Source organism: Arthrobacter sp. TJ-240 (assembly GCF_058269195.1).
Map to the genome: position 1 here is coordinate 174,637 of NZ_JBZCNG010000004.1, position 26,967 is coordinate 201,603.

At 69.8% G+C, this 26,967-nt stretch carries 25 protein-coding genes; 7 read left to right on the forward strand and 18 right to left on the reverse strand.

The window, feature by feature from the left end:
* Positions 1 to 39: 39 nt before the first annotated feature.
* The 7 genes from AC4D2C_RS11780 to AC4D2C_RS11810 form a co-directional block, all read right to left on the reverse strand.
* Positions 40 to 954 (reverse strand): zinc metalloprotease, encoded by a 915-nt coding sequence (locus AC4D2C_RS11780; RefSeq protein ID WP_490915055.1) that lies wholly within the window; start codon positions 952 to 954, stop codon positions 40 to 42.
* A gap of 64 nt (positions 955 to 1,018) precedes the next feature.
* Positions 1,019 to 1,420, reverse strand: coding sequence for a hypothetical protein (locus tag AC4D2C_RS11785; protein WP_490915056.1), 402 nt, complete (start codon positions 1,418 to 1,420; stop codon positions 1,019 to 1,021).
* A 22-nt stretch (positions 1,421 to 1,442) separates the two neighbouring features.
* Positions 1,443 to 2,168, reverse strand: coding sequence for an SDR family oxidoreductase (locus AC4D2C_RS11790; RefSeq protein ID WP_490915057.1), 726 nt, complete (start codon positions 2,166 to 2,168; stop codon positions 1,443 to 1,445).
* On the reverse strand, positions 2,165 to 2,929 hold the full coding sequence (locus AC4D2C_RS11795; protein WP_490915058.1) for an SDR family NAD(P)-dependent oxidoreductase: 765 nt from the start codon (positions 2,927 to 2,929) through the stop codon (positions 2,165 to 2,167). Before AC4D2C_RS11795 ends, AC4D2C_RS11790 begins: the two co-directional genes overlap by 4 nt.
* Positions 2,916 to 4,304 carry an MFS transporter gene (locus AC4D2C_RS11800; RefSeq protein WP_490915059.1) on the reverse strand — a complete coding sequence of 463 codons (1,389 nt, stop codon included), beginning with the start codon at positions 4,302 to 4,304 and terminating at the stop codon, positions 2,916 to 2,918. The genes AC4D2C_RS11795 and AC4D2C_RS11800 overlap by 14 nt, the downstream gene beginning before the upstream one ends.
* A complete protein-coding gene (locus AC4D2C_RS11805) occupies positions 4,304 to 5,191 on the reverse strand; it encodes a polysaccharide deacetylase family protein (protein WP_490905349.1) in 888 nt (295 codons plus the stop codon). Before AC4D2C_RS11805 ends, AC4D2C_RS11800 begins: the two co-directional genes overlap by 1 nt.
* Before the next feature lie 39 nt (positions 5,192 to 5,230).
* Entirely contained in the window at positions 5,231 to 6,256 is a 1,026-nt protein-coding gene (locus AC4D2C_RS11810) for an asparaginase (protein WP_490915061.1), read from the reverse strand.
* A gap of 251 nt (positions 6,257 to 6,507) precedes the next feature.
* Between AC4D2C_RS11810 and AC4D2C_RS11815 the strand changes: the two genes are divergently transcribed.
* Entirely contained in the window at positions 6,508 to 7,545 is a 1,038-nt protein-coding gene (locus AC4D2C_RS11815) for a LacI family DNA-binding transcriptional regulator (protein WP_490915062.1), read from the forward strand.
* A 12-nt stretch (positions 7,546 to 7,557) separates the two neighbouring features.
* Here AC4D2C_RS11815 and AC4D2C_RS11820 read toward each other — a convergent pair whose 3' ends face one another.
* Genes AC4D2C_RS11820 through pxpA form a run of 5 tightly spaced genes read right to left on the reverse strand, consistent with a single transcriptional unit; the run spans position 7,558 to position 11,805 of the window.
* Positions 7,558 to 8,523 (reverse strand): 5-oxoprolinase subunit C family protein, encoded by a 966-nt coding sequence (locus tag AC4D2C_RS11820; protein ID WP_490915063.1) that lies wholly within the window; start codon positions 8,521 to 8,523, stop codon positions 7,558 to 7,560.
* Positions 8,513 to 9,415 carry a 5-oxoprolinase subunit B family protein gene (locus tag AC4D2C_RS11825; protein ID WP_490915065.1) on the reverse strand — a complete coding sequence of 301 codons (903 nt, stop codon included), beginning with the start codon at positions 9,413 to 9,415 and terminating at the stop codon, positions 8,513 to 8,515. Before AC4D2C_RS11825 ends, AC4D2C_RS11820 begins: the two co-directional genes overlap by 11 nt.
* Positions 9,412 to 10,767: an acetyl-CoA carboxylase biotin carboxylase subunit gene (locus AC4D2C_RS11830; protein ID WP_490915067.1), complete on the reverse strand. Its 1,356-nt coding sequence runs from the start codon at positions 10,765 to 10,767 to the stop codon at positions 9,412 to 9,414. Before AC4D2C_RS11830 ends, AC4D2C_RS11825 begins: the two co-directional genes overlap by 4 nt.
* Positions 10,768 to 10,770: 3 nt before the next feature.
* Positions 10,771 to 11,010: an acetyl-CoA carboxylase gene (locus AC4D2C_RS11835; RefSeq protein WP_104049356.1), complete on the reverse strand. Its 240-nt coding sequence runs from the start codon at positions 11,008 to 11,010 to the stop codon at positions 10,771 to 10,773.
* 54 nt (positions 11,011 to 11,064) lie between these two features.
* Positions 11,065 to 11,805 carry a 5-oxoprolinase subunit PxpA gene (gene pxpA, locus AC4D2C_RS11840; protein ID WP_490915069.1) on the reverse strand — a complete coding sequence of 247 codons (741 nt, stop codon included), beginning with the start codon at positions 11,803 to 11,805 and terminating at the stop codon, positions 11,065 to 11,067.
* A 93-nt stretch (positions 11,806 to 11,898) separates the two neighbouring features.
* Here pxpA and AC4D2C_RS11845 point away from each other — a divergent pair, with 93 nt between their 5' ends.
* Positions 11,899 to 13,425, forward strand: a complete 1,527-nt coding sequence (locus AC4D2C_RS11845; protein ID WP_490915071.1) for a PucR family transcriptional regulator — start codon at positions 11,899 to 11,901, stop codon at positions 13,423 to 13,425.
* 67 nt (positions 13,426 to 13,492) lie between these two features.
* Here AC4D2C_RS11845 and AC4D2C_RS11850 read toward each other — a convergent pair whose 3' ends face one another.
* Positions 13,493 to 14,356, reverse strand: coding sequence for a pullulanase X25 domain-containing protein (locus AC4D2C_RS11850; protein WP_490915072.1), 864 nt, complete (start codon positions 14,354 to 14,356; stop codon positions 13,493 to 13,495).
* A gap of 180 nt (positions 14,357 to 14,536) precedes the next feature.
* On the opposite strand from AC4D2C_RS11850, the gene AC4D2C_RS11855 reads away from it, so the two are divergent.
* Positions 14,537 to 14,977, forward strand: coding sequence for a DoxX family protein (locus AC4D2C_RS11855; protein WP_490915074.1), 441 nt, complete (start codon positions 14,537 to 14,539; stop codon positions 14,975 to 14,977).
* A 17-nt stretch (positions 14,978 to 14,994) separates the two neighbouring features.
* On the opposite strand, the gene AC4D2C_RS11860 is transcribed toward AC4D2C_RS11855, so the two are convergent.
* From AC4D2C_RS11860 to AC4D2C_RS11875, 4 genes are all read right to left on the reverse strand, one after another.
* Positions 14,995 to 15,333 (reverse strand): TfoX/Sxy family protein, encoded by a 339-nt coding sequence (locus tag AC4D2C_RS11860; RefSeq protein ID WP_490915076.1) that lies wholly within the window; start codon positions 15,331 to 15,333, stop codon positions 14,995 to 14,997.
* Positions 15,334 to 15,419: 86 nt separating this feature from the next.
* On the reverse strand, positions 15,420 to 16,181 hold the full coding sequence (locus AC4D2C_RS11865) for an inositol monophosphatase family protein (RefSeq protein ID WP_490915078.1): 762 nt from the start codon (positions 16,179 to 16,181) through the stop codon (positions 15,420 to 15,422).
* A gap of 77 nt (positions 16,182 to 16,258) precedes the next feature.
* Positions 16,259 to 16,582, reverse strand: a complete 324-nt coding sequence (locus AC4D2C_RS11870) for an NIPSNAP family protein (RefSeq protein ID WP_490915080.1) — start codon at positions 16,580 to 16,582, stop codon at positions 16,259 to 16,261.
* Between the two features lie 55 nt (positions 16,583 to 16,637).
* Positions 16,638 to 20,246: a TM0106 family RecB-like putative nuclease gene (locus AC4D2C_RS11875; protein ID WP_490915081.1), complete on the reverse strand. Its 3,609-nt coding sequence runs from the start codon at positions 20,244 to 20,246 to the stop codon at positions 16,638 to 16,640.
* A gap of 482 nt (positions 20,247 to 20,728) precedes the next feature.
* On the opposite strand from AC4D2C_RS11875, the gene AC4D2C_RS11880 reads away from it, so the two are divergent.
* From AC4D2C_RS11880 to AC4D2C_RS11895, 4 genes are all read left to right on the forward strand, one after another.
* A complete protein-coding gene (locus tag AC4D2C_RS11880) occupies positions 20,729 to 21,685 on the forward strand; it encodes an aldo/keto reductase (RefSeq protein ID WP_490915083.1) in 957 nt (318 codons plus the stop codon).
* A 61-nt stretch (positions 21,686 to 21,746) separates the two neighbouring features.
* Positions 21,747 to 22,523, forward strand: a complete 777-nt coding sequence (locus tag AC4D2C_RS11885; protein ID WP_490915084.1) for a ThuA domain-containing protein — start codon at positions 21,747 to 21,749, stop codon at positions 22,521 to 22,523.
* Positions 22,523 to 23,659 carry a Gfo/Idh/MocA family protein gene (locus AC4D2C_RS11890; RefSeq protein WP_490915273.1) on the forward strand — a complete coding sequence of 379 codons (1,137 nt, stop codon included), beginning with the start codon at positions 22,523 to 22,525 and terminating at the stop codon, positions 23,657 to 23,659. The genes AC4D2C_RS11885 and AC4D2C_RS11890 overlap by 1 nt, the downstream gene beginning before the upstream one ends.
* Before the next feature lie 163 nt (positions 23,660 to 23,822).
* On the forward strand, positions 23,823 to 25,457 hold the full coding sequence (locus AC4D2C_RS11895; protein WP_490915085.1) for an alkaline phosphatase D family protein: 1,635 nt from the start codon (positions 23,823 to 23,825) through the stop codon (positions 25,455 to 25,457).
* Positions 25,458 to 25,593: 136 nt separating this feature from the next.
* Here AC4D2C_RS11895 and AC4D2C_RS11900 read toward each other — a convergent pair whose 3' ends face one another.
* Positions 25,594 to 26,967, reverse strand: coding sequence for an NAD(P)/FAD-dependent oxidoreductase (locus tag AC4D2C_RS11900; protein WP_490915086.1), 1,374 nt, complete (start codon positions 26,965 to 26,967; stop codon positions 25,594 to 25,596).

A 26,967-nucleotide genomic window follows, 5' to 3' on the forward strand; every position in this document is an offset into this window, starting at 1 on the left:
CGCCTGGTCTTGACAGCGGCCCGCCGTGCGGGAGGCAGGTCACAGCCCGGGCGCGCAGGGTCCCGATCCGAGGAGCGCCAGCCCGGCGCGGTCCCCCTGGCCGAAGGTGGTCTGGCCGAGATTCTCGGCGTACATGAGTTCGTTCGGGTCGTCCACGTGGTCGAGCCCGACGACGTGCGCGAGCTCGTGCATGATCGTCGCCTTCACGTAGGTGCGACCGTCCGGGAAGAGCAGGGTGTCGGCGGCGTCGGGCGCGTCGAGCTGCACCTGGCCGCCGACATAGACGAGGGGCTGTCCCGGCCTCCGGGCGTAGTCGCTGCCACCGAGCCCGGCGATGTCGCCTGCGAGTGCCGGGATCTCGGCGGGGCTCGTCCAGCTGATCAGGACCGGCACCCAGGTCTTCCCGTACAGCTCCGGCTGGTAGAGGTCGCGCTCCTCGCTCGGTGCCTCCGACGTGGTGCCGTCGTCCACGAAGTGCAGCCCTGTCGCTGCTGACACCTCCGCGACCGCCTCCTGCACCAGGCCCTCCGACCCGGCAGGAGCATTGTCCGGCCGCACCACGAAGTGCACGGGCCGGCAGGGGTCGTAGCCGATCCACTGCTGCTCCTCGATCGGCGACTCGAGAAGCCGATACGCCGCCGACGCCGGTGCGGGGGGTGGGGTGCCGAGCGGCACCGGACCGGCCTCGACGCCGCGCGGCGGCACATTGGCGCCGGGCAGGTACGGCAGGGCGGCCGGGAGCACGAAACGGTCGAACAGCGACGGCGTCGCATACAGGAGCACGACGAGCGCGAGGACGGCAACGGTCGAGAGGCGCAGCGTGAGTCGCGAACCGGAAGGCCGCCGTGAACCGCGGCCGCGTCGGCGTGGCGCGATCCGGCCCGACGGCGAACGGCCCACCGTGCCTGCCGGCTCGCCCCGCTCACGGAACCACTCGCGATCCTGTGTCCCCATGTCCTGTGCTGCCCCTCCACCCGATGCCCGTGCGTCCATCGTGCTCCGTGATGCGGTGCTTCAGCTACCGTCCGGTGTGTCCTTGGCCAATGCTGCGCGAAGGCTGCCGGGTTGCCGGGGAGGAGCGTGCGGCGGAGAGCCCTGCACGCACCACGCGGTCACCGAGCGCGGACGACGCCGGCAGTGCGACGGCCAGGGCATCGGCCAGACGGGACGCGCCCTGCGGCGTCCGCGCCTGCACACCGACCAGGGCGGACCAGAGCTGCCCGACCGTGTCGCAGGCGGTGCTGCTTCCCGTGCGGCCCGCGACCACCCAGCCCGTTCCGGCGACGCGCACCACGGACCCACCCGGCAGCCCGGACACGATCGTGTTGACGGCCTGCGCCACGAGCAGCAGGTCGCGCGTCGTCCTCACCGGCCCGAGGACCGGGTCCGGGACGACGGTGCGGCCGCACGCGCCGCACATCAGGCGTCCGGGAAAGGGGCCGTCATGGCATCACGTCGCCCGAGTTGGGGCCCAGGGTCTGGCCGACGAAGAGGTTGCCCCCGGGGTCGCTCGCCAGCAGCAGCGCGGTGGGAGCGACCTCGGCCGGCACGCCGAACCTGCGCAGCGGCAGCTCCTTCCGCTTCGCCGCCTTCCAGTCCTCGGAGATGCCGTCGACCAGCGGGGTCTCGATGGGCCCGGGGGCGATGCAGTTGGCGAGCACGTTGTCCGCCGAGACCTCGAGCGCGAGCGCCTTGGTCATGCCGATCACCCCCGCCTTCGCGGCGCTGTAGTGGCTCAGCCCGGTGCCGCCCTTGATGCCGAGCTGGGACGAGATGTTGATGATGCGCCCCCACCGCCGGTTCCGCATCGGGCCGATGACCTCCCGGCAGCAGAGGAACACGCCGGTGAGGTCCACGGAGATGGTCTCCGTCCACTGTGCGAGGCTCATGTCCTCGAGCGGCGACTCGGTGAGCAGCCCGGCGCTGTTCACCAGGACGTCGACGGTCCCGATCCCGTCCCGCGCCTCGGCGAAGGCACTCCGGACGCTCTCCTCGCGTGCGACGTCGACCTCGATGATCCCCGGACCGGGTGCGCGGTCCAGCACCACCACCCGGTCGCCCTGGGCGGCGAAGGCCTCGGCGATCGCCGCCCCGATGCCGCTGCCACCACCGGTCACGACGACGCCCCGGCGCCCTGCCGCGAGGGGAGCGCCGGCGCCGGCCGTCATGCGCGCATCTTGATGGTCAGGCCACCGTCGACGACGAGTGACTGGCCGGTCACGTAGCGCGACGCGTCGGAGGTCAGGAAGCCGATCACGTCGGCGACCTCCTCCGGCTTGCCAACCCGGCCCCAGGGGATGTCCCTGCCCGCCCGCTCGAGGCCCTCGGGACCGAGCGAGTTGACGGGGTCGAGGGACTGCGGCGTCTCGATGAGACCCGGGATCACCGCGTTGGCGCGGATCGCCCGCGGCCCCAGTTCCGAGGCGACGCTGCGGATGAGCCCGAGGACCCCCGATTTCGCCGCGGCGTAGTGGGCGTGTTCCTCCCACCCGTAGACACCCCCGGCGATCGAGGACACGGCGACGAGCGCACCGGGGCCGTTCATCCGCTGGGATGCCGAGCGCAGCGTCCGGAGGACGCCGGTCAGGTCGACGTCGAGCATCGCGCCCCAGAGGTCGTCCGTCAGCTCGTTCAGCGGGGCGTTGCGCAGGATGCCCGCGTTCGCGACGGCGTAGTCGAGGCGCCCGTACTCGTCCAGGGCGCGCTGGGCGAAGGCGTCCACGGACTCCGTGGAACGCACGTCGACCTCGTGGATGACGGCATCTCCGCCCGCGGCCCGAACGCCGGAGAGGGTCTCCTCCGGGTCGTGCGGGTCGCCGGGGAAGGTGCCGATGACGGTCCGGACGTCCCGGCCGGCGTAGTGGACGGCGAGGGCGCGGCCGATACCACTGGCGGCACCCGTGACGATGGCTACCTCAGAGTGCTGCATGCGGTTCCTCGAGGGCCACGGCTGCGACGGGACGCGCCGCGATCATCAGGACTCCGGAGAGCAGCGTGCCCACCGCGCCCACCCAGAGGGCGGCAGCACCGGTGCCTGCCGCAGCGGCGACGAGCGTGAACAGGGCGCCGCCGATGATCGTCCCGGGCTGGCTCATGGCACCGATGAACGCGAGGCCCGTGGCACGGCAGCTCACGGGGTAGCACTCGGCCATGAAGTACTGGATCGCGGCGTAGGGGCCCACCAGGAAGAACAGGCCGGTGCCGTACGTGAGGATGATCAGGAACGGGCTGGACACCAGCGGGCTCAGCATCACGGCGAAGGACAGGCCCGAGATGATCCAGCCCACGATGATGGTCCGCTTCCGGCCCACCTTGTCGCCGATCCAGCCGTGGAACACGTAGCCGAAGTACGCGAGCAGGTTGATGACGATCAGCATCCAGAAGGCGTCGGAGAGTTCCACGCCCTTGGCGTTCGCGAGCACCGAGGTGCCGAGGACGCTGAAGATCGCGATGCCGAAGAAGTTGAGGATCCAGGCGAGCGAGAACACGATCGTGTTGCGGCGGAACTCGCCTTCCCAGATGCGCTTGAGGGGTGAGGTGGAGGAGTGTTCGACACCGTAGGCGCCGGCGAGCGCGTGGGCTTCGTCGCTCTTGCCGCCCTTCTCCAGTTCGGTGAGGCGCTGGTGCAGCTCGAACTGCGGCGTCTCCTTCAGCTTCTTGCTGATGAGCAGGACGATGATGATCGCGGGGATGGTGGCCATGAGGTACAGGGCGCGCCAGCCGAAGATCGGCAGGAACACCAGGGCGAGGGCACTCGCGAGGAGGAAGCCCAGCGGCCAGCCGCCCTGGATGAAGGAGTAGTGGAAGCCCGGACGCTTGCGCTTCCGCTCGTCCTCGGTGACCTGGTACACCTCGTTCATGTAGGTGGCGTTGACGGCCTGCTCGGAGAAGCCCAGGCCGCCGAAGGAGCGCACGAAGACGAGGAGTGAATTGCTGATGACGCCGAGGCCGGCAGGGATGAAGGCTGTGACGCCCGAGACGACGGCGGTACCGCCGACGGTGAGCATCATGCCCTTCTTGCGGCCGAGGCGGTCGATCACGGGACCGATGCCGAAACACACGATCGCTGTTCCGACGGCGATCCAGGTGTTGACCGCGTAGGCCTCCGGGGCCGTCCAGCCGAATTCCTCCTGCATGGCCGGCAGCAGGGTACCGAACAGGCCGTAGTCGAAGACCGCCACGGTCCAGGCGAGCAGGGCGAGGACGGTCGCCGTGCTGGTCTTCTTCTTCGAGAACACCGGGAACGTGCGTTGCTCATTGCCCGTCGGCGTCGAGAGGTCGACACCCGCCTCTTTGATGGACATCAGTTCGATTCCTTTCGGGGATTGCGTGCCAGGAACGAGTCGGCGATCTGATCGAACGTGTGCCAGGTGACGCCCTCGTGGGAGTTGAAGTGCTGGATGAGGCGCTCGAGCATGAGCAGGACCTGCGGCCGGCCCGAGACGTCGGGGTGGATCGTCATGGTGAAGACGGCGGAGTCCATCTCGGCGTAGACCCAGTCGAACTGGTCCCGCCACATCTGCTCGATGTCCCGCGGGTTGACGAACCCGTGTGAGTTGGGTGCCGCCTTGATGAACATCATCGGCGGGAGGTCGTCGAGGTACCAGTTCGCCGGGATCTCCACGAGGTCGGTCTCCTGACCCCGGACGAGCGGCTTCATCCAGGCCTCGGCGGGCTTGGAGTAGTCGATCTTCGTCCAGCTGTCCCCGACCCTCACGTAGTAGGGCTCGAAGTCGTTGTGCATGAGGGAGTGGTCGTACTTGATGCCGCGCTCGAGCAGGATCTCGTTGGTGATGGGGGAGAACTCCCACCACGGCGCCACATAGCCGGTGGGGCGACGCCCCGAGACCTGCTCGATGAGCTCGATCGACCGGTCGAGGATCGCCGTCTCCTGTTCGCGGGTCATGGCGATCGGGTTCTCGTGGGAATAGCCGTGGACGCCGATCTCGTGCCCCGCGTCGACGATCATGCGGGTGAGGTCGGGGAACGTCTCGAGCGAGTGGCCCGGGACGAACCAGGTGGAGGGAAGGGAGTACTTCTCGAAGAGGCGGAGGATGCGGGGGCCGCCGACGTCCCCGCTGAAGAGCCCACGGGAGATGTCGCAGGGCGAGTCCTCGCCCCCGTAGGAACCGAGCATTCCGGCAACTGCATCGACGTCAACGCCGAAGGCGATCTGGATGTCTTTCGTCATGGGTCGGCCTTTCCTGGGATGGGTGAAATCGGGGAGGGGTCAGGTGTGCGGAGCGGGAGCCAGGGCGTCAGGGGCGCCCCGCTGCCGGATCTCCCCGACGACCTGCTCGGCGGACAGCCCGAGGGCGAGCAATGCCTGCAGGAGGATGCGGGCCTGGGAGGGACGGAGCAGCCCGGACGGGACGGCTCCGGCGTCCTCGAGGGTCCTCCCACCGCCGGCACCGTAGACCCCCCGCACCGGTCCCGCATGCACGCGGGTGCTGGTGACGACGACGACGCCGTCCCGTACGGCCTCGCGGACGGCGTCGCTGAGCTCCGCGTTGGCATTCCCGAGCCCGGTGGCCTCGAGGACGATCCCGCGGGCACCGGCGGCGACCGCGGCGGTGAAGAGGGTCGCATCGGCGCCCGGGTAGCAGGCGACGACGTCCACGCGGGTGCCCGTCCCGGCCGGGGGAATGGCGAGCGGCGCCGGCCGCCGCAGGGCAGGGCCCAGCGTGATCGCGCCGTCGGCCGAGACCGATCCTGCGGACCCGAGGTCCGGGTTGCTGAACGCATGGAGCGCCGTCGTCTCGGACTTCCTCGTCGCCGGGAGGGGGAAGACCTCGCCGTCGAACACGATGAGCGCGCCCCTGGCTTGCGCCTCCGGGGATGCCGCGAGCGTGAGTGCGGCACGCAGGTTCCCCGGGCCGTCCGGCTCCGCGCTGTCGGCGGCGCGCTGGGCCCCGGTGAAGATCGCCGGCCGCGGATCGTCGTGGAGGAGGTCGGCGAGGTAGGCGGTCTCCTCCATCGAATCGGTGCCGTGCGTGACGACGATCCCGAGCGTCTCAGGGGACTCGAGCGCGGTCCGGATGGCCGCGCAGACAGCGAGCATGTCGTCGAAGGTGAGCAGGTACGAGCCCTTCTGCATGAGGTCCACGACCTCGACCGAGGCGTTCGTCCCGGCCGCGGCGAGGACGGCGCCCCCTGCGTCGGCGGCCACGGTCGATCCGTCGGCGGTGTGGACGCGGGAGGCGATCGTGCCACCCGTCGCCAGCAGTACGACGTGGCCGGTGGTGAGGGATTCCAACGGTGCTTCCTCCTTACCCAATCGTTTGGGCGAGTGTTACGGAAAGCAGAAGTCCGGGGCGGGTGCCAGGGGTTCTGCGCGGTGCGACCTGCGTGGAACTGGACGAAACCCAAACGTTTGGGTTGAATGAGGAAAACCATAGGATGTGACCTGTATCTCGTCAATGGATCGCCCGAGATTTCACGCACTCGAAACATGAGCACCATCGGGAAGGGGGTAGGACCGTGGATCCAGCAGGTAGGCGACACGCAGTGGTCACCCTGAAGGACCTCGCGGCGGAACTCGGCATCCACGTCTCCACGGTCTCGCGGGTGCTGCACTCGGACACGGACGTCGCCCGGGGCGCTGCGTCGAGGGAGACTGCCACGAGGGTGCGCGATCTCGCGAAGCTGAGGGGCTATTCGCCCGATCCGCAGGCGACCAGCCTGCGGACCCGCCGCACGCGGGCGATCGGCGTCATCGTGCCCCGCCTCTCGGACATCGTCCTCGCCACCATGTACGAGGGCGTCGAGGAGGCCGCTGCCGAGAGCAGCCACTCCACCTTCGTGATGAACTCCCATGACGATCTCGACGAGCAGCGCCGCAAGGCCGAGATCATGCTGGCGCGGCGCGTGGACGGCCTGATCCTCGGCGACGTGCACGCGGGCAGCAGCCTGGTGGACGACCTCGCGAAGCGGCACGTGCCCTTCGTCCTCATGAACCGCCGCTACCCGGGCTTCCCGTCGTCCACCTGCGACGACACCGGCGGAGGCCGGCTCGTCGCGGACCACCTGTGGAGCACGGGGCACCGCTCCGTCGCGATCATCGCGGGCGAGACGTACGCGAGCACCGGCGTGGACCGGACGGCAGGCTTCGTCGAACGCTGGCGCGACCTGGGCGGAGAGGTGCCGGCGGACCGCATCCTGCCCTCACGCTTCGACACGGAGGGCGGCCGCCGGGCGGGGGAGGAGCTGTTGCGCCTCGGCAGGGAGGCCCCGACGGCGGTCTTCGCGGTCAACGACTTCGCCGCGATCGGGGCCATGGGCGCCTTCCGCGCCGGAGGGCTCGTCGTCGGCCAGGACATCGCCGTCGTCGGTTTCAACGACACGTCCCTGGCCGCGCAGCTGCCCATCCCCCTGACATCGGTGCGCTCGCCGATGCTCGAGATCGGCAGGACCGCCGTCGGGATGCTCCGCCGGGTGATGAACGGGGAGGAGGTCGGCTCGGTGCGCCACCCCTCGGAGCTGTTCGTGCGCGAGAGCAGCGCGTCGGTCATCGGCGCGGCGGGGCGGGGGCTCCGGGCCGGCTGACGCGGAGCCCCATCAGGCGGCCCCCCAGACGGCCTGCCGCACCTTCGCCGCGTCCGCCCGCGCGGCGAGCGCCTGCTCCATCGTCACGGGCTCGAAATGCGTCAGGGTCCCGGGTGCACTCCGGGCGACGACGTCCATGTCGGCGCTGATGACCGTCGCCACCATCGCGTAGCCGCCGCCGGAGACGGCGTCGCGGTGCAGCACGATCGGCTCCTTGCCGCCGGGCACCTGGATCGATCCGATGGCATAACCGGCGTCCACGATGTTCGAGGGGTCCGACCCTGCACCGAAGGGCTGGGTGCGCGGCCTCCACTCGAGGTCCGGGCCGGAGTAGCGCAGTCCCGTGCGGTCCGCCACGGGCGTCAGCTTCCACGCCGTGCTCACGAGGGTCTCCATGCCCTCCGCGGTGAGGCGGTGGTCGTAGAGGCCCGGCAGGATGCGCACCGTCACCTCCTTCGCGTAGACGGGCCGCAGGTCCTCGGGGATGGTGTCCAGCGACGAGGAGCCCGAGGAGGCACCCACCGGGACCGTGTCGCCGGCCTTGAGGGTGCGGCCCTGGAAACCGCCGAGGGCGCCGAGCGTGTAGGTGCTGCGGCTGCCCAGGACCTCGGGCACGTCGATGCCGCCCTGGACTGCGACGTAGTAGCGCGTGCCCCCCGAGAGCATCCCGAAGGACACCTCGTCCCCGGCGGCCAGCGACAGCCGGGTCCACTGGTCAACGGTCGTCCCGTTCACCTTCACCTGCACGGGCGCGCCCGCCACGCCGATGACGGCGTCGGTGTCGGTGGTGAAGCGCGGGCCGAGATAGGCGCACTCGAGGACGGCGTCGCCCGGGCTGTTGCCCACCAGGGCGTTCGCCATCGAGGCGGACAGCTGGTCCATCGCCCCGCCCTGCGGGATGCCGACGTTGTAGTGGCCGAACCGGCCCCGATCCTGGACCGAGGTGGCGAGGCCGGGTTCGAGGATGTCAAAGGCCATTGAGCTTCTCCAGAATGTCCCGGTTGTGCGCGGTGGGGTCGGTCAGTGCCTTCTGCAGGTCGAAGGTCACGGGTACCTGGCGGTAGGTGAACGTCCCGGCGTCGACTTCCGCCTGGATCGCCCTGTACTCGTCCTCGCCGACGGGCTTGAACTTCACGATGTCGCCGGGCCGGAAGAAGATCATGAAGTCCGAGAAGTCTTCGAGCTTCTGCGCCGGGTCGAAGATCGGAGCGGCGGCGATACCGAACATCTGGTAGCCGCCGGCACCCCGCACCGAATAGATGCAGGCGAAGCAGCCTCCATGGCCGACGGTCAGTGGGGGAGTGTCGGTGCGCGGGCTGAGGTACTTCGGGACCTCGAGCTGCTCCTCCTGCGGGACGATCTGGAACATGAAGGGCAGCCCTGCCACGAAGCCCACCATGGACACGAGCCACGGCGATTCGTGGTGCTTCCGGATGAACTCCTGCGGGGATGACAGGCCGTTCTCCTCGGCCGCGAAGTCCAGGTCCGTGCCGTCGGGCCGCTGGTGGCCCTTGCGGAAACGGGCTCCGGTCTCGCGCGTGTAGGGGTCGTCGTACCAGACGGGGATCTCGATGATCCGCGTCTCGAGGGTCTGCTCGCTCAGCTGGGCGACCTCCTCCTCGACCTGCCGCACGAGTGCTTCCAGCTCGTCCGGCGCCACCGTGTCGGGATTGAAGCGCAGCAGCAGGGAGGCATTGGCGGGACAGATGTCCACGACGCCGTCGATCGCGCGCGCCGCGAGCCGCGCCGCCATGGCGTTCGCCTTGAAGTTGGCGGCGAGGCTCATGCTCTCGGAGATCTCGACGAAGAGGAACTCGTCGCCGCCCCAGGTGTAGCGGGCGGCGTCGAGGTGCTGGGGTGCGTGGCTCATGCGTCAGCTCCGAGGAGGTCGGGGGTCGATTCGATGAACTTCGAGTGGTGGGTCACGTCGCGTACCTCGGGCCGGTGGAGGACCGTCGACAGGAGCGGCAGGGTGGTCCTGACGCCCTCGATCCGCACCTCCCCGAGTGCACGCGCGGACCGCCGGATGGCGTCGGTGCGGGTCTCGTCCCACACCACGAGCTTGGCGAGCAGGGAGTCGTAGAACGGTGCGACGGCGGATCCCGCGACCACGCCGGAATCGATCCTCACCCCCGGGCCTCCGGGCCAGTCGAGGCGCGCCAGGGTGCCGGGGCTCGGCAGGAAGCCCTGCGACGGGTCCTCGGCGTTGATGCGGAACTCGAAGGCATGGCCCCGAAAGGTGACGTCGTCCTGGCTGAGCCGCAGCCTGCCGGTGGATGCGACGAGCAGCTGCTCCCGGACGAGGTCGAGGCCGGTCACCATCTCCGTGACCGGGTGCTCCACCTGCAGCCGGGTGTTCATCTCGATGAAGGCCGCCTGCTCCCGGTCCGGGTCGTAGAGGAATTCGACGGTGCCGAGGCCGGAGTAGTCGCACTGGCGGCCGAGTTCGATGGACGAGGCGCGGATGGTGTCGCGGACGGCGTCGGGCAGCAGGGGGGCGGGGGCCTCCTCGATGATCTTCTGCTGGCGGCGCTGCAGTGAGCAGTCCCGGTCGCCGAGATGGATGACGCGCTCGCCGTCGCCGAGGATCTGTACCTCCACGTGGCGAGCGCGGGAGACGAACTGCTCGAGGTACACGGCGGGGTCGCCGAACGCAGCCTGGGCCTCGGCGCGGGCGACGTCGACCGTCCTGACCAGGTCCTCCTCCTGCGTCACGAGCCGGATCCCGCGTCCTCCACCGCCGGCTGACGCCTTGACCACCAGCGGGTAGCCGACCTCCCGCGCGATGGGGAGGGGGTCGACGTCGGGCTCCAGCGCGCCGTCGCTCCCGGGCAGGGTCGGCACGCCGGCCTCCCGGGCGGCCTGCCGTGCGCGGGACTTGTTGCCCATCAGTTCGATGGCGTCGGGTGAGGGGCCCACCCAGGTGAGGCCGGCGTCGAGGACGGAGCGGGCGAAGCGCGGATTCTCGGACAGGAAGCCGTAACCGGGGTGGACCGCGTCGCACCCGGCGGCCTCCGCGGCCTTGAGCACCGCGGCGCCGTCGAGGTAGCTCTTCGCTGCCGGCGCGGGTCCGACCACCCGGACGTCGTCGGCGAGCGACGCCGCGTAGGAGTCGGCGTCGGGTTCGCTGGCGGCGAGGACGGTCTCGAGGCCCAGTTCCCGTGCCGCCCGGATGACGCGGACGGCGATCTCCCCGCGGTTGGCGATCAGGAGGCGTTCCATCCGCTAGCCCTCGGACACCGTGGCGATGACGTCGCCGGGGTTGACGGTCCCGGAGTCCTCGACGGCGAAGCTCTCGAGGGTACCGGCCACGTCGCTGCGGATCTCGGAGAACTGCTTCATGATCTCCACCACCCCGATGGTCTGGCCCGCCTCGATGGCGTCACCCTCGTTCGCGTAGGGGTCCTTGTCGGGCCCGGGCTTGCGGTAGAAGATGCCGGGCAGTGGGGAGACGATGTCGGCCACGGGGGTCCTTTCGGGTGGAGGGTCGGGTGGAGGGTCGGGTGGAGGGTCGGGTCGTCAGAGAGCATCGAGGGCGGAGCGGACAGCCGCCGCCACCTCGGGGGAGTTGGGGGCGTCCGAGTGGACGCAGATGCTGTCGAACGGGATGGTGAGGAGCGAGCCGTCGGAGGCCTCCACGACGCCGTCCGTGAGGGCACGCGTCACGCGTCGCGCGGCCGCGGCGGGGTCCGTCGGCTCCGGCCGGCGCTGGATGAGGAGTTCGCCGGCAGGCCCGTAGTTGAGGTCCACGTACAGTTCGGCGACGAAGGGCACACCGAGTTCCTCGCACACGCTCTGGTGCGCGGTGCCGGCGATGCCGTAGACGGCGACGTCGAAGAGCCGGGCCACCCGGGCGGCGCCCCTCATCAGGTCCGGGTCGCGGGCCAGCATCCCGTAGAGGGACCCGTGGGGCTTGATGTGGTTGAGGCGTGCGCCCTCGCGCCGCAGGAAGGCGCTGAGCGCACCCACCTGGTAGAGCACGAGGTGCTCCACCTCCTGGGGTGTCAGCTTCATCTCGCGCCGCCCGAAGCCCACAAGGTCCGGGAGCCCGGGGTGGGCGCCGATCAGCACCTCCTGCGCGTGGGCCGCCGCGACGGTCTCCGCCATGGTGTCCGGGTCTCCCGAGTGGAAGCCGCAGGCCACGTTGATGGCGTCCACGGTCCCGAGGAGCGCGGGGTCGTTGCCGAAGGAGTGCAGGCCGAGCGATTCGCCCATGTCCGAATTGATCATCGGCGTCGTGCGCCGGGGAGCGTCCGTCATGCGATAACCCTAGAGAGCGTCGGCGGACCGATATAGTGGGCGCGCGCCCTCGCTTCTCTCCCTTCGGAGGGCAGATGCACACAGGAGGACCCCATGATCGTCGCCGATCTGCTGGCTGCCGATGCCCTGCAGCTGCGCCTCCACACGCCGTCGTCGGTGGAGCGGCTGGGCTGGGACATCAGCTGGTGCGCTCCCGCCGAAACCATCGATCCCACGCCGTTCCTCAGTAGCAACGTGGTCCTGCTGACCAACGGGATCGGGCTGAACATCGAGGACCAGCGGACCTGGACCGCCTACGTGGAGCGCCTCGTCCGCGTCCGGGTGGCGGCCATCGCCTTCGGGACGGGGACGGCGCACCGCCTCATCCCGCCCGGTCTCGTCCGGGCGGCGACGGAGCTCGACGTGCCGCTGCTGGAGATCCCGCAATCGGTGCCGTTCCTGCAGGTCCATCGCCATGTGACGAACGTGCTGGAGGTGGAGCGCTTCACGGCCGTGAACAGGTCGTGGGAGCTGGCACAGGAGTGTGCGCAGCTCGCCGCCTCCGGGTCGCACCTGCAGGTGGTGCTCGACGCCGCGGCACAGGCCGCCGAGGGGCATCTCGCCATCGTCGACGCCGCCGGCGTGGTCATCGCGCGCTCGCCGTCGGCCTCGGTCTGGACCGCCGCGGACCTCACGGAGGTGCCGGGGGCGGGGCGCGGCAGCATCCCCCTGCCCATGGGCAGCGGTGATTCGTTCCAGCTGATCGTGCGGGACGCGACGTCGGACCACCCGGTGGACACCCTGCTCGCACCGGCGGCGTCGATCATCGCCGTGCAGCTGCAGACGGCGCTGCACACCACCACCCACAAGGAGCGGGAGCTCGAGACCCTCCTCGACCAGGTGCCCGACTGGGCCGGCGTCGCCCTCGAGGAGTTCACCGCGACGTTCCGGTCCACCGGCCTCGACGTGCGTGAGCCCACCCTCGTGCTGGCCGCGACCGCCGGGCGCCGGAACCTCTCCAACGCGTGGCGGATCCGGCTCCTGCTGCAGTCGCGGTTCCTCGACGTGCGCGTGCAGGTCCGTGCGGGCGTCCTCTACGCCTTCGTCCAGGGACCGCTCGGCAGCGCAGGTGCTGAGGACGCCGCGACGGGGCTGCTCGAGGCCTGCGTCCGGGAGCTCCCCGGCCAGCCCCTCGTGCTCAAGGGGCCCTGCCACACCATCGACGAACTCCGTCTGGGGATCCATCAGGCGGGGACGACGGTCGGGGAGGTCCGGGCGCCGGTGCGCGCACCGGACCTCGGGATCCGCGCGCTGATCGCGTCGACCGCATCATCGGGTGCCCGGGCCGGTGCCCACAAGCTCCTGGCACCCGTCCTCGCATACGACGCCGCGCATGCGGTGGACCTGCTCGGCACGCTGGAGGCGTTCCTCGAGCACGATGCGCAGCCCGGCCGCACGGCGGCGAAGCTGTTCATCCACCGCAACACCCTCGCCCAGCGGCTGGGGAAACTCGAGGGCCTGCTGCGGGTGTCGCTGACGTCGCTCGAGGGTCAGGCCACGTGCCTGCTGGCGCTGCAGATCCTGCGGTCCGAGGCCCTGCCGCCCGGGCGTCCCGCGGTGTCGCTGGCCGATCGCCGCTAGCCCCGGGAACGACGACGGCCCCGCCTGCAGGCCCGAGGGCAAGCAGGCGGGGCCGAGGGACCCGGACCTAGGAGGTCTCGATGTCCTTCGTGGCGTAGTCGAACCGGAAGGTCACCGACGTGTCGGAGAGCAGGTGCAGTTCGTGGTTGGCGCCGTCACGCACGCCGAACCGGCCGTAGTTCTCCGCCCAGGACCCGTTGACGAGGATCTTGAACTGGTAGGTGCCGGCGGGCAGCTGGAGGGTCTGCTGCCAGATGTTCCCTGCGGCGTCGTAGTCGAGCTGCAGTTCGCGGAGGTCCGAACTCCAGTGCCCGGCCTCGCCGAACAGCGGGTCGAAGTCGCCGGAGAGGGCGACGGACTGGGGTTGTTCGTGCCAGGCGTCGTCGGCCGTCCCCTCCGCGGGCGAGATGACGCCGTCGGGCGTCACCTCGAGGGTCGGGGTGACGTCCGGGGGCGTGGGGTCCTCGACGAGAGCTGCCTTGGCCTGGGCGACCTCCGTCGGGTCCACATCGACATCGGCCTGCGCGGCCTGCGCCTCCTCGCCCAGCTGCTCGGGGGCCACCGGCGCGTGCACGGGAGCCTCGGCGGCGGTCTCCGGCACGGGAGCGCCACTGATCATGGCGTTGATGAACTGCTCGGGGTCGGTGAAGACGTGGACCGCGCGGACGCCCTCGTCGGTGGCGGTCCAGCCGCTGCGGCCCTTGACGAGCCAGCCGGCCTTGACGAGCTTCGACGTCGCCGTCGTCAGGGCCTTGAAACCGCGGGGGACGCCGCCGGAGAGGAGCTCGGCTTCCTTTGCGTCGAACGGGACCTGGGCGACAGCCTGCGCCATCAGTTCACTGGGGGCGACGGCGGTGCCCGCGGACTGGTGAGCGGCGAGCAGGGCGAGGGTCATGCGGAGTCGGTCGTTCGTGCGGTTCCGGGGGGCCATGGCGGTCTCCTTCGTGGGGCGGGCGGCAACCTGCCGTCGTGTCCCTGCAATTCTCCGACCTGGTGGAGGACATCCCACGGGATGGGTTCCTCCCCCGGCGGGCTCGACGGTGCTGGGGACTGCGGACGACAGCACCCTGACCTTATCCGAGTCCTGCACCTTGCGGCTATTGTGCGCTGCATGACCTCCCCTTCCCACACGTCTCCTTCCCGCGCTTCGCCGGTGCGGACCGTCGCCCGCGTGGTACTCGGTGCGTTCCTGCTGTTCGCGGGCTCGGCTCACCTGACCTTCGCGAGGTCGGCGTTCGCAGCGCAGGTCCCTGCCTGGCTTCCGCTCGGAGCGGATCCCGTCGTGGTGGTGTCCGGCGTCGTCGAGCTGGTGCTCGGCGCCGCACTGGTCCTCGCCGGCAGGCGCCGCGTGCCGGTCGGCTGGGTGGTCGCGGCGTTCTTCGTCGCGGTCTTCCCGGGCAACATCGCCCAGTACGTCGACGGCGTCAGCGCCTTCGGGCTCGACACCGACCGTGCCCGGCTCGCCCGCCTGTTCTTCCAGCCCGTGCTGGTGGTGTGGGCGCTGTGGTCGACGGCGGCATGGCGGGACCGCCGGATGCTGCTGAGGCGCTGACGAACGCTGCGTGTGCCTCAGCCCGACGCCCTGCGGGAGTCCATGCCGACCGTGATCCAGAACGCGAGGTCCGCGTCGTCGTCGATCCTCTCGCTCGGCACGGTGAGCCAGCCCTGACCCATCGGCCGGTCGCCGCCCATGCGCGCAGCTGTCCCGCCTCGTCGCAGCAGCTCCTCGTGGTCGGCCGGGTCGGTGCGGACGAGCAGGTCCCCGTTCCGGCCGGCGCCGACCGCCAGGCGGTCGTCGACCATGAACGACTGGAGACCGAACATGCGGACCTCACGCACGTTCGCGCGCGACGCGAAGAAGTCCCGGAGCCGTTGCGCCAGGGTCTCGCGAGGATCAGGGGTGTCCATGGTCGCTCCCTTGCTCGATGTACACGCTGAACGTCGTGTGATCGCAGTATCCTGCCACGTCGTGCCGCCGCGCGGGGTGCCCGGGTTCAGCCCGCCGTCAGGAGCCGTTGCGCCGATTCGTCGACGGCGGCCCCCGAACCGGCGAGGTGCCACCGCCTGCCGAGGTGTTCGACGATCCTGGTCCTCCCGCCGACCCCCTCCACGAGCGCGCGGCCCGGCAACCAGTCCCAATCGGCGCAGTCCGGCTGCATCCACAGCCCGATCCGGCCCGCTGCCACGTCGGCGAGGTCGGCGGTTCCCGAGCCGCTGATGCGCAGGGTGGCTGCGCCGTCCATGATCCGCGACAGCACGGCCATCATCGAGGAGTCGGAGACGTCGGACCGGTCCAGGTAGGAGGCCACGCTGCAGTCGCGCAGCGGTGTGTCTGCCAGTGGCCCGACGGCGCTGCCGTTCAGCGTCGTGCCCCGGCCCTGGCCCGCCACCCAGGTCTCCCGGGTGGCGGGTACGTCCACGGCTCCTGCGAGGAGCACGCCGTCGTCGTCGAGAGCTACGGCAGAGCACCAGGCGGGGAGTCCCCACAGGAAGTTGAACGTCCCGTCCACGGGGTCGATGACCCAGCGGCGGCCGTTCCGTGATGCCACGGAGGATCCTTCCTCGCCGAGCACGCCGTCCTCGGGGCGCTCGTCCCGGAGCCGGTCCCTGATGAGTGCCTCCGCTGCACGATCGGCGGCCGAGACCAGGTCGGCCGTCGAGGTCTTCTGCTCGATGTCCACCCCGTTCGACCGCATCTCGAGCGCACGTCGAGACGCATCCCGTACCAAAGCTGCCGCAAGCTCGACGTCGTCCACCGGACCAACGTACCGCCGTAGCTCGAACGGGACGAGGCCGTGCAGCAGGCCGCGCCGAGCCGTCAACCGACTGACGGTCAGCGCGCGGAGGCGATCGGATGGAGGTCGGTCGCCTCCAGCATCACGGACTCGATGGTCGCGGCCAGCGGCCCGTCCGTCTCCGATGCGGACTTCGCGTCGATCCAGCGCTGGTCCGTGCCGAACGCCTTCCAGTTCGCCGTCGGGTCGCCGTCGTGCTCGAGGAGGTAGACGAGCACGTCGGGGGAGCCGACAGGCGTCCAGTAGCCCAGGCTCTTCATGTTGTGCTCGATGAACAGATCGATGGTGGAGTCGCGGAACCGGCGCATCAGGGCGTCCATCTTGCCCGGCGATGCGGTGTAGGTGCGGAGTTCGTAGGTCATGGCTCTCCTTGCTGGCGGGGCGGTGGTGAGGCCCAGCCTAGGCGCGTCCGGCCCGTCAGCGGGTTCCGGGGGCCGCCGCGGTCCCGGCGCCGAGCCCGATGAACGCGCCCAGTTCCTCGAGGCCGGAGGGGCGTGTGGGCATGAAGTTGGTCAGTTCGCGGGAGCGGATGACGACGGCCCGCCACTGCCCCCGCGAGATGGCCACGTTGATGCGGTTGCGGTTCAGCAGGAACTCCACGCCGCGGGGCGCCTCGGACACCGACGAACAGGCCATGCTCACGAGCACCACCGCGGCCTCCTGCCCCTGGAACTTGTCGACCGTCCCCACCCGGATGTCCCGCAGGTCCGCGGCGTCGAGGGCGGCGCGGATCCGCTGCACCTGCGCGTTGTACGCGGCGACCACCAGCACGTCGGTCGGGGCCAGCGGCCGGGATGGCTCGGTCCCGCCGGGATGCCACGTGAGGCCCAGATGCCGGCGCACCTGGACGACGACCTCCGCGGCCTCCTCGTCCGAGGCCACGACATTGCCGGCATGGTCGACCAGGACGACGTCGACCCCTGCCGGCGGCCCCTCCAGCCGGCGGGCCGCGGCAGCCGGAGCGGCGTCGAGCTTGCCGTCGTAACTCAGCCGGGACACGGCGTCGCACAGGTGCGGATGCATGCGCCAGGAGTCGGCGAGGAAGTACCCGAGGCTCGCGGGGAGCGTCGCATGACCGGCGGACAGCCAGCCCAGGGCCGACTCGTCGACCGGTTCCGGGTGAGAGCCCTGCGTGACCTGCGGCAACTGCTGCGGGTCACCCAGCAGCATCAGGCGCGACGACGCCCGCGAGACGGCCAGCGTGTTGGCGAGCGAGAACTGTCCGGCCTCGTCGATCACGAGCAGGTCCAGCGACCCGGGCGGTAGGAGCCTGCCGGTCATGAACCACGACGTCCCGCCGATGAGGCACCCGCCGTCCCCGGCCAGGAGGGTGGTGATGGCGCCGTCGGAGGTGTGCAGCCAGGGGACGGGATGCTCCTGCTGCAGCTTCTTTCCGATCCGCTCCGGGTCCACGCCCGCGGCGACGGCCGTGGTGAGGAAGTGTTCGACGACGGCGTGGGACTGCGCCACGACGCCGACCTTCCAGCCCCGTCCGACCAGGCGCGCGATGACGCGCGAGCCCACATACGTCTTGCCGGTGCCGGGAGGGCCCTGCACGGCGAGGTAGGAGGAGTCGAGGTCGAGCACGGCGTCCGTGACGGCAGTGACGTAGTCGGCCTGTCCGAACTCGTCGTGCGCGACGAGCGGCAGGGCGTTCCCCGTCGCCAGGCGCGGCGCGGAGCGCTGCAGGACGTCGAGGCCGGGGTGCCGCGGGAGGTCGGGAAGTGCTGCGCCGACCGTGTTCGCCAGCTCGGCGAGCGACGCCTCCAGGCTGACCGTGGCGATGGGCTGGTCGGGTGTCAGGGCGGCGGGCAGGTGCCGGTACGGCGGAACGGTGGCCGACGACTTCTCGGTGACCGTGATCAGCGTCCTGCCGGGAACGTCGGGATCCGCCTCGACGCGCTCGACCACCGTCCCGAAGCACCCACCCCGGCCGAGCCGGCTGTCGGCCGGTACCTGCACGCCGTCCGGTAGCGGGGCGTCGTACATGCGGAACCACGTCGACCCCGGACGCACGTCGGACCCATCGGGCAGGACGCCGCGCAGCTGGATCGTCCGGGACTCCGTCCGGGCCCTGGGCGTCGGCTTCGCCCAGTCCTCCAGCACCGTCCCGGACTCCACCACGAAGACGTCCCGCTGGTCGGACCAGCTGTCCCGGTCGTTCTCGAGCCGGTCGAAGTGCTCCCACCAGAACTGCTTGCGCTCGCGGCGGTGGTAGCCGGTGGCAGCGGCGACCATCGCGATGGCCTGGTCCTCCGCCGTCGGCCGGTCACCTGCACGCTCCGCGAGGTGATCGCGCAGCCGGATCTCGTCAGGGGTGGGCTCGTCCGCGGGCTTCGGTTCCGGTCTCGTCGGCGCGTCCTGCCCGCCGTCGGACGGGTCGGCTCCGTCCGGTGCGTCGGGCCGGGGCAGCTGCAGCAGCCAGTCGCGAAGGCGCAGCGTGGAGAGGCAGTCGTACTCGTTGTAGTCGGTGATGGAGGCGAGGATCGTCGCGGCGGCTGCTTCGTCGCCGTCGTCCCGCGCCGCGCAGTACTGCGCGTAGGCGACGACGGAGGCGCCGGCGTCGGCCACGTCGCCGGTGCGGAGGTGATCGCCCATGTAGAGGGGCTCGAGTTCCTTGATGGAGTAGGAGGCCGCGGAGACCCGCAGCGAGTGCCGGACCGTCGCGTACAGGTCCACGAGCAGGCCGCTGCGGAGCCAGTCGTCGACGATGTCCTCGCCGGCACCGTGCCGGAGCGAGAGGGTGCGCAGGGCCGTCTTCTCGTAGGGCGCGTAGTGGTAGATGTGCAGGTCCGGGTGGGCGCTGCGTCGCTTCTCGACGTAGTCGAGGAAGTCGAGGAACGCCTGCCGTTCGTCCCAGCGGGAGTGCGCCGAGAAGGGTCGGAACACCGGGGCGTCGTCCGCGTCGGCCGGCTCCATGACACCGAAGAGATACTCCAATCCCCAGTTGCCGGTGGCCGGGTCCTGCCAGAGCGGGTCGCCCTCGAAGTCGAAGAAGATGTCGCCGCCGCTCGGCGTGGGCAGCGTCGCGAGTGTGTGCTCGGCGAGCACCCGGTAGCCGATCGTCCGCTCGAGGCCGTCCTTGACGAACGTGCGCGAGCCGTCGACGACGGCGGTGCCCGTCTGCATGCGCGCCTGGTCCCGCAGTCGCAGCAGCGGACCACGGGTGTCGGCGTCCGGGAGTTCGGCGAGCGCGTCGATCGTGGTGATGCCCCTGCTGATCAGGTCCTTGCGCCGTGACGACGTCATGCCGGCGACCATCAGCAGGTCCCGGTGTAGGGTGACCTGCTCGGCGCAGTAGTCGCAGCGCCCGCAGTGCACGACGCCGCCCTGACCCCATTCGACGATCGTGTCCGCGGCGCGATGTGCGCCGGTGAGGGTGCGGAACCGGTCCCGGCGTTCGCGGTAGACGGGCAGCAGGTCGGTGAGGGAGTGGACGCTGTGCTCGAGGTCGCCGAGCACGAGGGTGACCTGCGGGGCGGGTTCGAGGCCGAGGCGGATCAGCTGGTCACCGTAGGCTGCCAGCTGCAGCAGCGCGCCGACCTTGGCGTGCCGCGCGAGTTTGGTGTCCCACACCGCGTAGCGGCCGGCATGCTCGGCCTCAGGAGACTGCCGGACGAGGAAGTCCGCGTAGCCGAGGAACTCGCCGTCGAAGAAGGTGGCCTGGAAGACGACGTCGGCGCCGGCGGTGAGGACGGCTGCGGTCTCCTCGTGCTTGGCGAGCAGTGCGGCGCGGTCGATCGTGTCACCCCGCTCCACCCGGTACACCCCGGTGTTCCGCTCCGGGTTCCACGGTCCGTACCGGGTGGTCAGGCTATCCAGCACCCTGAGTTCGTGGACGTCGCCGAGAGCCCCGGCGAGCCGCTGCAGCTCGTCCACCGCGAACTCCGCCTTCGATGTGCGGCCGAGCTTCTCGTCGAGGATGCGCAGGGTCCGGTATTCGCACTCGCTCGCCGCGACGAGGTCGGTCGCGGAGAAGACCAGGTCCGGCGTGAGGGCCGGTGCGGTCGGGTCGAGCAAGAACATGGTGCCCCCGGCATCGGTGGTGCGCGGGGATGGATCCCGTGCTGGTCAGAATGTAGCAAGACCCTCGGACAACCAGCGTTCCCCGAGGCGTTCCGCGGCGGTCCTACGAGGGCGGTGGGCCTGCCGGCACCGCCCTTCGTAGACCCGATGAGTGAGAAGATCGCCGTGAGCACCAGCGCCGGCACCACGAGGTGAACCTTGATCCGCAGCGCAATCTGCACCTCGTTCGCCCCGTCGATTCGCGCCGACTCGTACAGTTCGGGCGGTATGCCGCGCCGCGAGGTATAGATGATGATCATGTTGAAGCCGCCGCCTCCTGACCGCCGCCCCCTTCCGAAGGATCCGATGATGACGACACCGTCCACTCTCCGCGCCACTCGCCCTCGGAGATGTCAGGGGCGCGGCCAGTATGCCCGTCCACCGGCTGCCCGGCGGTGCGTCGCGCAGGTGGGGACTGCATCCGGGCTCGAGGTGCACGCCGCATGACCGCGCGTTGGGAGTTGAACCACCTCGGATCGACCGGCCTGAAGGTCAGTCCGATCACGCTGGGAGGGGCACCGCTCGGCAGCATGCCGGACACGTTCGGTTACGAGGTCGCCGAGCGTGACGCGATCGACCTCGTCTGCGCGATACTCGACAGCGATATCCGGACGATCGACACCTCGAACGGCTACTCCGACGGCCGCAGTGAGGCCCGGATCGGCAAAGGCATCGCCGAATACGGAGGACTGCCCGACGATTTCGTCGTCATGACGAAGGTCGATGCGAAGGGCAGCGACTACAGCGGAGACAGAGTGCGACGATCGCTGGGCGAGAGCCGGCAGAGGCTCGGCATCGACCCACTGCCTGTCGTGCACCTGCATGATCCCGAGTTCCATGACTTCGACGAGCTGACGGCCAAGGGCGGCGCCGTAGCCGCACTCGTGGCAGCACGCGAAAGCGGCGAGGTCGGCTGCCTGGGACTTGCCGGCGGAAATGTCCACGAATTGGCGCGATACCTCGAGCTCGGTGTCTTCGATGTGCTCCTGGTGCACAACCGGTGGACCCTGGTCGACCGGAGTGCCGGGGACATCATCGCGCGCGCAACCGAACTCGGCATGGCGGTCATCAATGCCGCGGTCCTGGGCGGTGGCATCCTGGCCGACTCCACCGGGACCAACAAGGTGTACGGGTACCGTCCTGCGGCGGCCGCAACGCTTGCCTCGATCACCCGGATGCGCGAGGTCTGCCGCCGTTGGCAGACGGACCTCACGACGGCAGCCATCCAGTTCTCGATCCGCGAGCCGCGCGTCAGCACGACGGTTCTCGGTATCAGCAAGACAGGCCGGATCGAACCGACGATCGAGGCCGCCACCGCGGACCTGCCCCAGGGGTTGTGGGCCGAGCTGGAGTTGCTCGTCCCGTCGCCCGAGAACTGGCTGGACGCCGGCCGGCCCTAGGGATGCGATCTCACGACGGTGCTTCCGCTACGTAACGCTCCACCCGACAGTCAGGAGAACCATGACCAACCCCGAAGCCCTGCGCGTCCTCGTCTGGGGCGAGAACCGCCACGAGAAGGAGCAGCCGGAGGTCGCCGCCATCTACCCGGACGGCATGCACACCACCATCCGGGAGGGCATCGAGGAGAATCTGGGGGAGCGTGCGCAGGTCCGCACCGTCACTCTGGATGATCCCGAGCACGGCCTCACCGAGGACGTGTTGCAGTCCACTGACGTGCTGGTGTGGTGGGGACACGCCGCCCACGGCGAGGTCTCCGACGAGGTTGTCGAGCGTGTGCACCGCCACGTACTCGCGGGTATGGGATTGCTGGTGCTGCACTCCGGCCACTGGTCGAAGATCTTCGGGAAGCTGATGGGGACCTCGTGCACGCTTCGCTGGCGCTCGGAGCGTGATCGGGAGATCGTGTGGACGGTCGATCCATCCCATCCGATCGCCCAGGGCGTCCCCCATCCGTTCATCATTCCCGAGCAGGAGATGTACGGCGAGTTCTTCGACATCCCCGCCCCCGACGAGCTGGTCTTCCTCAGCACCTTCAGTGGCGGTGAGGTGTTCCGCAGCGGTTGCACCTTCAAGCGCGGCTTCGGGAAGATCTTCTTCTTCAACCCCGGCGACCAGGACTACCCCGTCTACCACCACAAGGACGTACGCCGCGTCATCGCCAACGGGGTCGAGTGGGCGAGAACCCTGCGTCCGGAGCGCACCGATCCGGTGTTGCTGCGTTACGAGACCGAGGACTTCTACGCCGGACACGGCTACCAGGGGGCGATGAACAATTGATCTCCTTCGCAACGATCGATGAGCCGGGACCGCTGCGCGTCGTGCAGGTGGGCGCAGGGGGTATGGGCAGGGCCTGGATCCGGACACTGCAGGCCAATGATGACGTCGAGCTGGTAGGCCTCGTGGACCTGAACCTGGCGACCGCGCACGCGGCAGTGCAGGAATTCGGGCTCGACGGCGTGGCGCTGGGTACCAGCGTGTCGGAGGTCGCGCTGACGACCGGCGCCCACGCCGTCGTGAATGTGACGGTGCCGGGTGCACATCACCCTGTCAACATCGAGGCGATGTTCGCCGGGCTGCCGGTGTTGTGCGAGAAGCCGGTAGCGCCGACCGTCGCCGAAGGGCTGTCGCTGGCTGCTGCCGCAGAGGTCAGCGGCCAGCTGCTGATGATCAGCCAGTCGCGCCGGTACTTCCGCGGTCTGACGCAGCTGAAGGCGATCACAGATGGGCTGGGCGATGTCGGGGTGGTGACCACCGAGTTCTTCAAGGCACCGCGCTTCGGGGGGTTCCGGGAGGAGATGGCGCACGTGCTGCTGGTGGACATGGCCATCCATCAGTTCGATGCCGTGCGGTTCCTGCTGGGTCAGGAGCCGGTGTCCGTGTACTGCGAGGAGTACAACCCGTCGTGGAGCTGGTACAGCGGTGATGCCGCCGCCACGGCGGTGTTCACCATGAGCGGCGGAACCCGCTACGTATACACGGGCAGCTGGTGCGCGGACGGCCTGGAGACATCGTGGAACGGCAGCTGGCGGGTGAACGGTGCCGATGGATCGGCGGCCTGGGACGGGGATGGAGCGCCGGTCGCGGAAAGGCTCTCGGGAGGGTCCTCACCCGAGCCGGTGTCCCACGATGAGGAGATCGCGGGTGCGCTGGTGGAGTTCGTGGCGTCGCTGCGGTCCGGCGACGTGCCCTCGGGCGAGGTGCACTCGAACATCCTGAGCCTGGCCATGGTCGAGGCCGCGGTGGAATCGGCGTCGTCCGGTCACCGGGTCCTGATCGACCACGTGGTCGAGGATGCATACCGGCTTGCTGTTGCATCGGAGCGACGTGCGGATGTGCGAGCGGTGCTCGAGTCCTGGGGGGCCGGGCGGCCGCATGTAGGGGATCGCCAGGGCGCCAGATCCACCGGAGCGTGACCGTCCGGGCCTGATTGCGCCGTCGACTCCGTGCGCCCCTCCGCAGGGCGCGGTGCACCCCTCCTGCGGGCACCGGTGCCGAACGGGTGAACGTCGGGCGAATTCTCCGCCAGGAACGTGCCCACGGCCATCAGGGAGCGCAGCACCGCGCTTAGATCGACCTATGACCTCCATGACCCGCCGCACCGTCCTGACCGCAACCGGTGTCCTCGCCGTCGCCGGGGCGGCCGTCGCCCCTGTCGCCACTGCCCGTACCAGCCCGGCCGTGGCCGCCACCGGCACCTTCGGCCATGGTGTCGCCTCCGGTGATCCCGTGCCGGACGGCGTCCTGCTGTGGACCAGGATCACGCCGGCCCGGGATGCGAAGCCCGGCTCGGGCAAGGGCCCGGCGGTACCGGTGGGTTGGGAGGTGTCGACGACGGCGGACTTCCGCCGCATCGTGGCGCGCGGCACCACGAAGACCGGCCCCGAGCGGGACCACACCGTCAAGGTGGACGTGCGCGGGCTGCAGCCTGCCACGAGCTATTGGTACCGCTTCACGAGCGGCAGGGACCAGTCGCCGGTCGGGCGGACCCGTACGGCTCCCGCGGAGGGTGCCGTCGTCGATCTGCTGCGGGTGGGCGTCGTGTCCTGCGCCAACCTCCAGGCGGGCTGGTTCTCGTCCTACCGGCACCTGGCCGCGCGCGGCGACCTCGACCTCGTGCTGCACCTGGGCGACTACCTCTACGAGTACGCGCCCGGGGAATACCAGGCACGCGACGTCGTCGTCCGTCCCCATGACCCGGCCGTGGAGATGACGACCCTCGAGCACTACCGGCGTCGGCACGCCCAGTACAAGGAGGACGCCGACCTGCAGGCCCTGCACGCCGCGGTTCCCTTCGTGGTGACGTGGGACGACCACGAGTCGACGAACGACGCCTGGAAGGGTGGCGCCGAGAACCACACGGAGGGGGCGGAAGGCGCCTGGGCGGACCGGCGCGCGGCCGCGATGCAGGCCTACGCCGAGTGGATGCCGGTGCGGTACGAGGCCGGCGGGAAACTCTACCGCCGGCTGGCGTTCGGGTCGCTGGCGAGCATCTCGATGCTGGACCTCCGCTCCTACCGGGACCAGCAGGCGCCGTCCACCACGGATCCTTCCATCGGCAGTCCGGACCGGAGCATCACGGGCGAGGCGCAGATGGAGTGGCTCCTCGACGGGCTGTCGACACAGCAGGCTCAGTGGAAGCTCGTCGGGAATCCGGTCATGATCACGCCCGTCCTTTTCCCGCCCACACTCCCCTCCACGGCCGTGGAGGGAATGGAGAAGCTGATGGGCTCCGCGACCCTCGACGGCGTGCCGTACAACATCGACCAGTGGGACGGCTACACCGCCGACCAGTCGCGCGTGCTGCGGCACCTGGGCGACAACAGGATCACCGACACCGTGTTCCTGACCGGTGACATCCACTCGGGCTGGGCATGCGACCTGCCGGCCGACCGGAAGACCTATCCGGTCACGGGTGCATCGGTAGGGACGGAGCTGGTGTGCACGTCCGTCACCAGTGACAACCTCGACGACATCCTCGGGGTGCCGCCGCGCACCGCCTCCCTGTCCGTCGAGGCCCGGTTCCGGACGAACAACCCGCACGTGAAGTACCTCGACTTCGACTCCCACGGGTACTCGGTCCTGGAGGTCCGCCCGCAGGGCGTGCGGATGGACTGGTACGTGCTGTCGGACCGCACAGATCCGGTGGCGACCTCCAGCCTGTCGGAGTCCTTCCAGGTGCTCGCAGGGACGCAGAAGGTGACGCGGGCGTAGTGCTCACAGTGCGCCGTCAACGAGGCCTTCGACGCGATGCGCCGGGGCGAGCGGGCACGCAGCGTGATCGTGTTCTAGCGGTTGCTGCCGAGGACGACGACGGCGATCGATACCGACGGCCTAGGTGGGTCGTGGATCAGGCACGTCCAGAGATCAGATCCGCTGCCCTGGCGATCCGGGACGTCGACTGCAGCCGGCTGTTCTCGGCTCGGTCTGCCGCGTAATAGGCCTCATAGAGCGCCTTGACCGCGATCCAACGCACCGGTTCCATCTCCCATCTGCGGACTTTGCGGTTGACCCACGGCATCCTCGCCAGCTCACTGTCCGACTCCAGCACGAGGTCCCGCAAGGTCCGACCAGCCAGGTTTGCTGCTGTCACACCGGTACCTACATATCCGCCCGCCCAGCCGAGACCTGTGGTGAGGTCCAGTCCTACGGTTGCCTTCCAGTCACGCGGTACGCCGAGCACGCCGGCCCAGGCATGGTCGATCCGGGAGTCGCGGGTCGCAGGGAACATGTCGTGCAGGATCGCGGTCAGTTTCCGAATCGTTCCGGCCTGGGTCGCACCGTCGGAATCCGTCCTGGACCCGAAACGGTAGGGCACTCCGCGGCCACCGATGGCGATCCGATCGTCCGCGGTCCTCTGCGCGTACATGTAGGCATGGGCCATGTCCCCGACCACATCGAAGTTGTCCCAGCCGATGTCTGCCCACACCTCGTTGCTGAGGGGCTCTGTAGCGATCATGGACGAATTCATCGGCAACCACTCCCGATGCGACCCCTTGAGATTCGCCGTGAAGCCTTCGGTGGCGCGCAGGACGTAGGTCGCTCGCACGTCTCCTTTGTCCGTCCTGGCCAGTCGCGGCGAAATCTCCGTCACCGCGGTGTCCTCATAGATGCGCACCCCCAGGGCTTCTACCGTCCGCGCCAGTCCTCGCACCAGTTTGGCGGGATGAATCCTGGCGGCATGCTGGTGGTGGAGACCTCCCAGGGTCCCGGCGATGTTCACCCGGTCCTGGGTCTCCTGCTTCGACAGCAGCATCGCTCCTGACTCCGGCCACTGCGCTTCGGCGGCGGCGAGGGCCCGCAACCTGCACAGTTGTGCCGGATTGCGCGCCACACCGAGTTCGCCCCCTTTGTGGAAGTCCGCCTCGATTCCCTCGTCACCTGCCACCGACACCACTTCATCCACGGTGTCGTTCAACAGCGTCTGGAACCGACCGACGGCTGCTCGCCCATGGCTTTTCACATAGGAGCCGCGGCCACCCGTGATGCTGTTGGTCAACCAGCCGCCGTTCCGGCCGGATGCGCCGAAGCCGGCGAAGCGGCTTTCGAGGACGGCGATCCGCAGATCGGGACGGGCCCGCTTGAGGTAGTACGCAGTCCAGAGCCCGGTGTAGCCTGCGCCGACAATGGCGATGTCAGCCGTGATATCACCGTCGAGGGCGGTCCTGCTGACAGGGAGGCCGGATTCGGCATACCAGAAAGATACGTTCCCGTTGGTGGTCAC

Coding starts and splice junctions, on each gene's coding strand:
- AC4D2C_RS11780 (WP_490915055.1), bottom strand. CDS start 954: ATGGGGACACAGGATCGCGAGTGGTTCCGTGAGCGGGGCGAGCCGGCA.
- AC4D2C_RS11855 (WP_490915074.1), top strand. CDS start 14,537: ATGACCTCCCCTTCCCACACGTCTCCTTCCCGCGCTTCGCCGGTGCGG.
- AC4D2C_RS11805 (WP_490905349.1), bottom strand. CDS start 5,191: ATGACGAAAGACATCCAGATCGCCTTCGGCGTTGACGTCGATGCAGTT.
- AC4D2C_RS11800 (WP_490915059.1), bottom strand. CDS start 4,304: ATGTCCATCAAAGAGGCGGGTGTCGACCTCTCGACGCCGACGGGCAAT.
- AC4D2C_RS11845 (WP_490915071.1), top strand. CDS start 11,899: ATGATCGTCGCCGATCTGCTGGCTGCCGATGCCCTGCAGCTGCGCCTC.
- AC4D2C_RS11825 (WP_490915065.1), bottom strand. CDS start 9,415: ATGAGCCACGCACCCCAGCACCTCGACGCCGCCCGCTACACCTGGGGC.
- AC4D2C_RS11885 (WP_490915084.1), top strand. CDS start 21,747: ATGACCAACCCCGAAGCCCTGCGCGTCCTCGTCTGGGGCGAGAACCGC.
- pxpA (WP_490915069.1), bottom strand. CDS start 11,805: ATGACGGACGCTCCCCGGCGCACGACGCCGATGATCAATTCGGACATG.
- AC4D2C_RS11785 (WP_490915056.1), bottom strand. CDS start 1,420: ATGTGCGGCGCGTGCGGCCGCACCGTCGTCCCGGACCCGGTCCTCGGG.
- AC4D2C_RS11880 (WP_490915083.1), top strand. CDS start 20,729: ATGACCGCGCGTTGGGAGTTGAACCACCTCGGATCGACCGGCCTGAAG.
- AC4D2C_RS11820 (WP_490915063.1), bottom strand. CDS start 8,523: ATGGCCTTTGACATCCTCGAACCCGGCCTCGCCACCTCGGTCCAGGAT.
- AC4D2C_RS11850 (WP_490915072.1), bottom strand. CDS start 14,356: ATGGCCCCCCGGAACCGCACGAACGACCGACTCCGCATGACCCTCGCC.
- AC4D2C_RS11870 (WP_490915080.1), bottom strand. CDS start 16,582: ATGACCTACGAACTCCGCACCTACACCGCATCGCCGGGCAAGATGGAC.
- AC4D2C_RS11830 (WP_490915067.1), bottom strand. CDS start 10,767: ATGGAACGCCTCCTGATCGCCAACCGCGGGGAGATCGCCGTCCGCGTC.
- AC4D2C_RS11875 (WP_490915081.1), bottom strand. CDS start 20,246: ATGTTCTTGCTCGACCCGACCGCACCGGCCCTCACGCCGGACCTGGTC.
- AC4D2C_RS11895 (WP_490915085.1), top strand. CDS start 23,823: ATGACCTCCATGACCCGCCGCACCGTCCTGACCGCAACCGGTGTCCTC.
- AC4D2C_RS11860 (WP_490915076.1), bottom strand. CDS start 15,333: ATGGACACCCCTGATCCTCGCGAGACCCTGGCGCAACGGCTCCGGGAC.
- AC4D2C_RS11790 (WP_490915057.1), bottom strand. CDS start 2,168: ATGACGGCCGGCGCCGGCGCTCCCCTCGCGGCAGGGCGCCGGGGCGTC.
- AC4D2C_RS11795 (WP_490915058.1), bottom strand. CDS start 2,929: ATGCAGCACTCTGAGGTAGCCATCGTCACGGGTGCCGCCAGTGGTATC.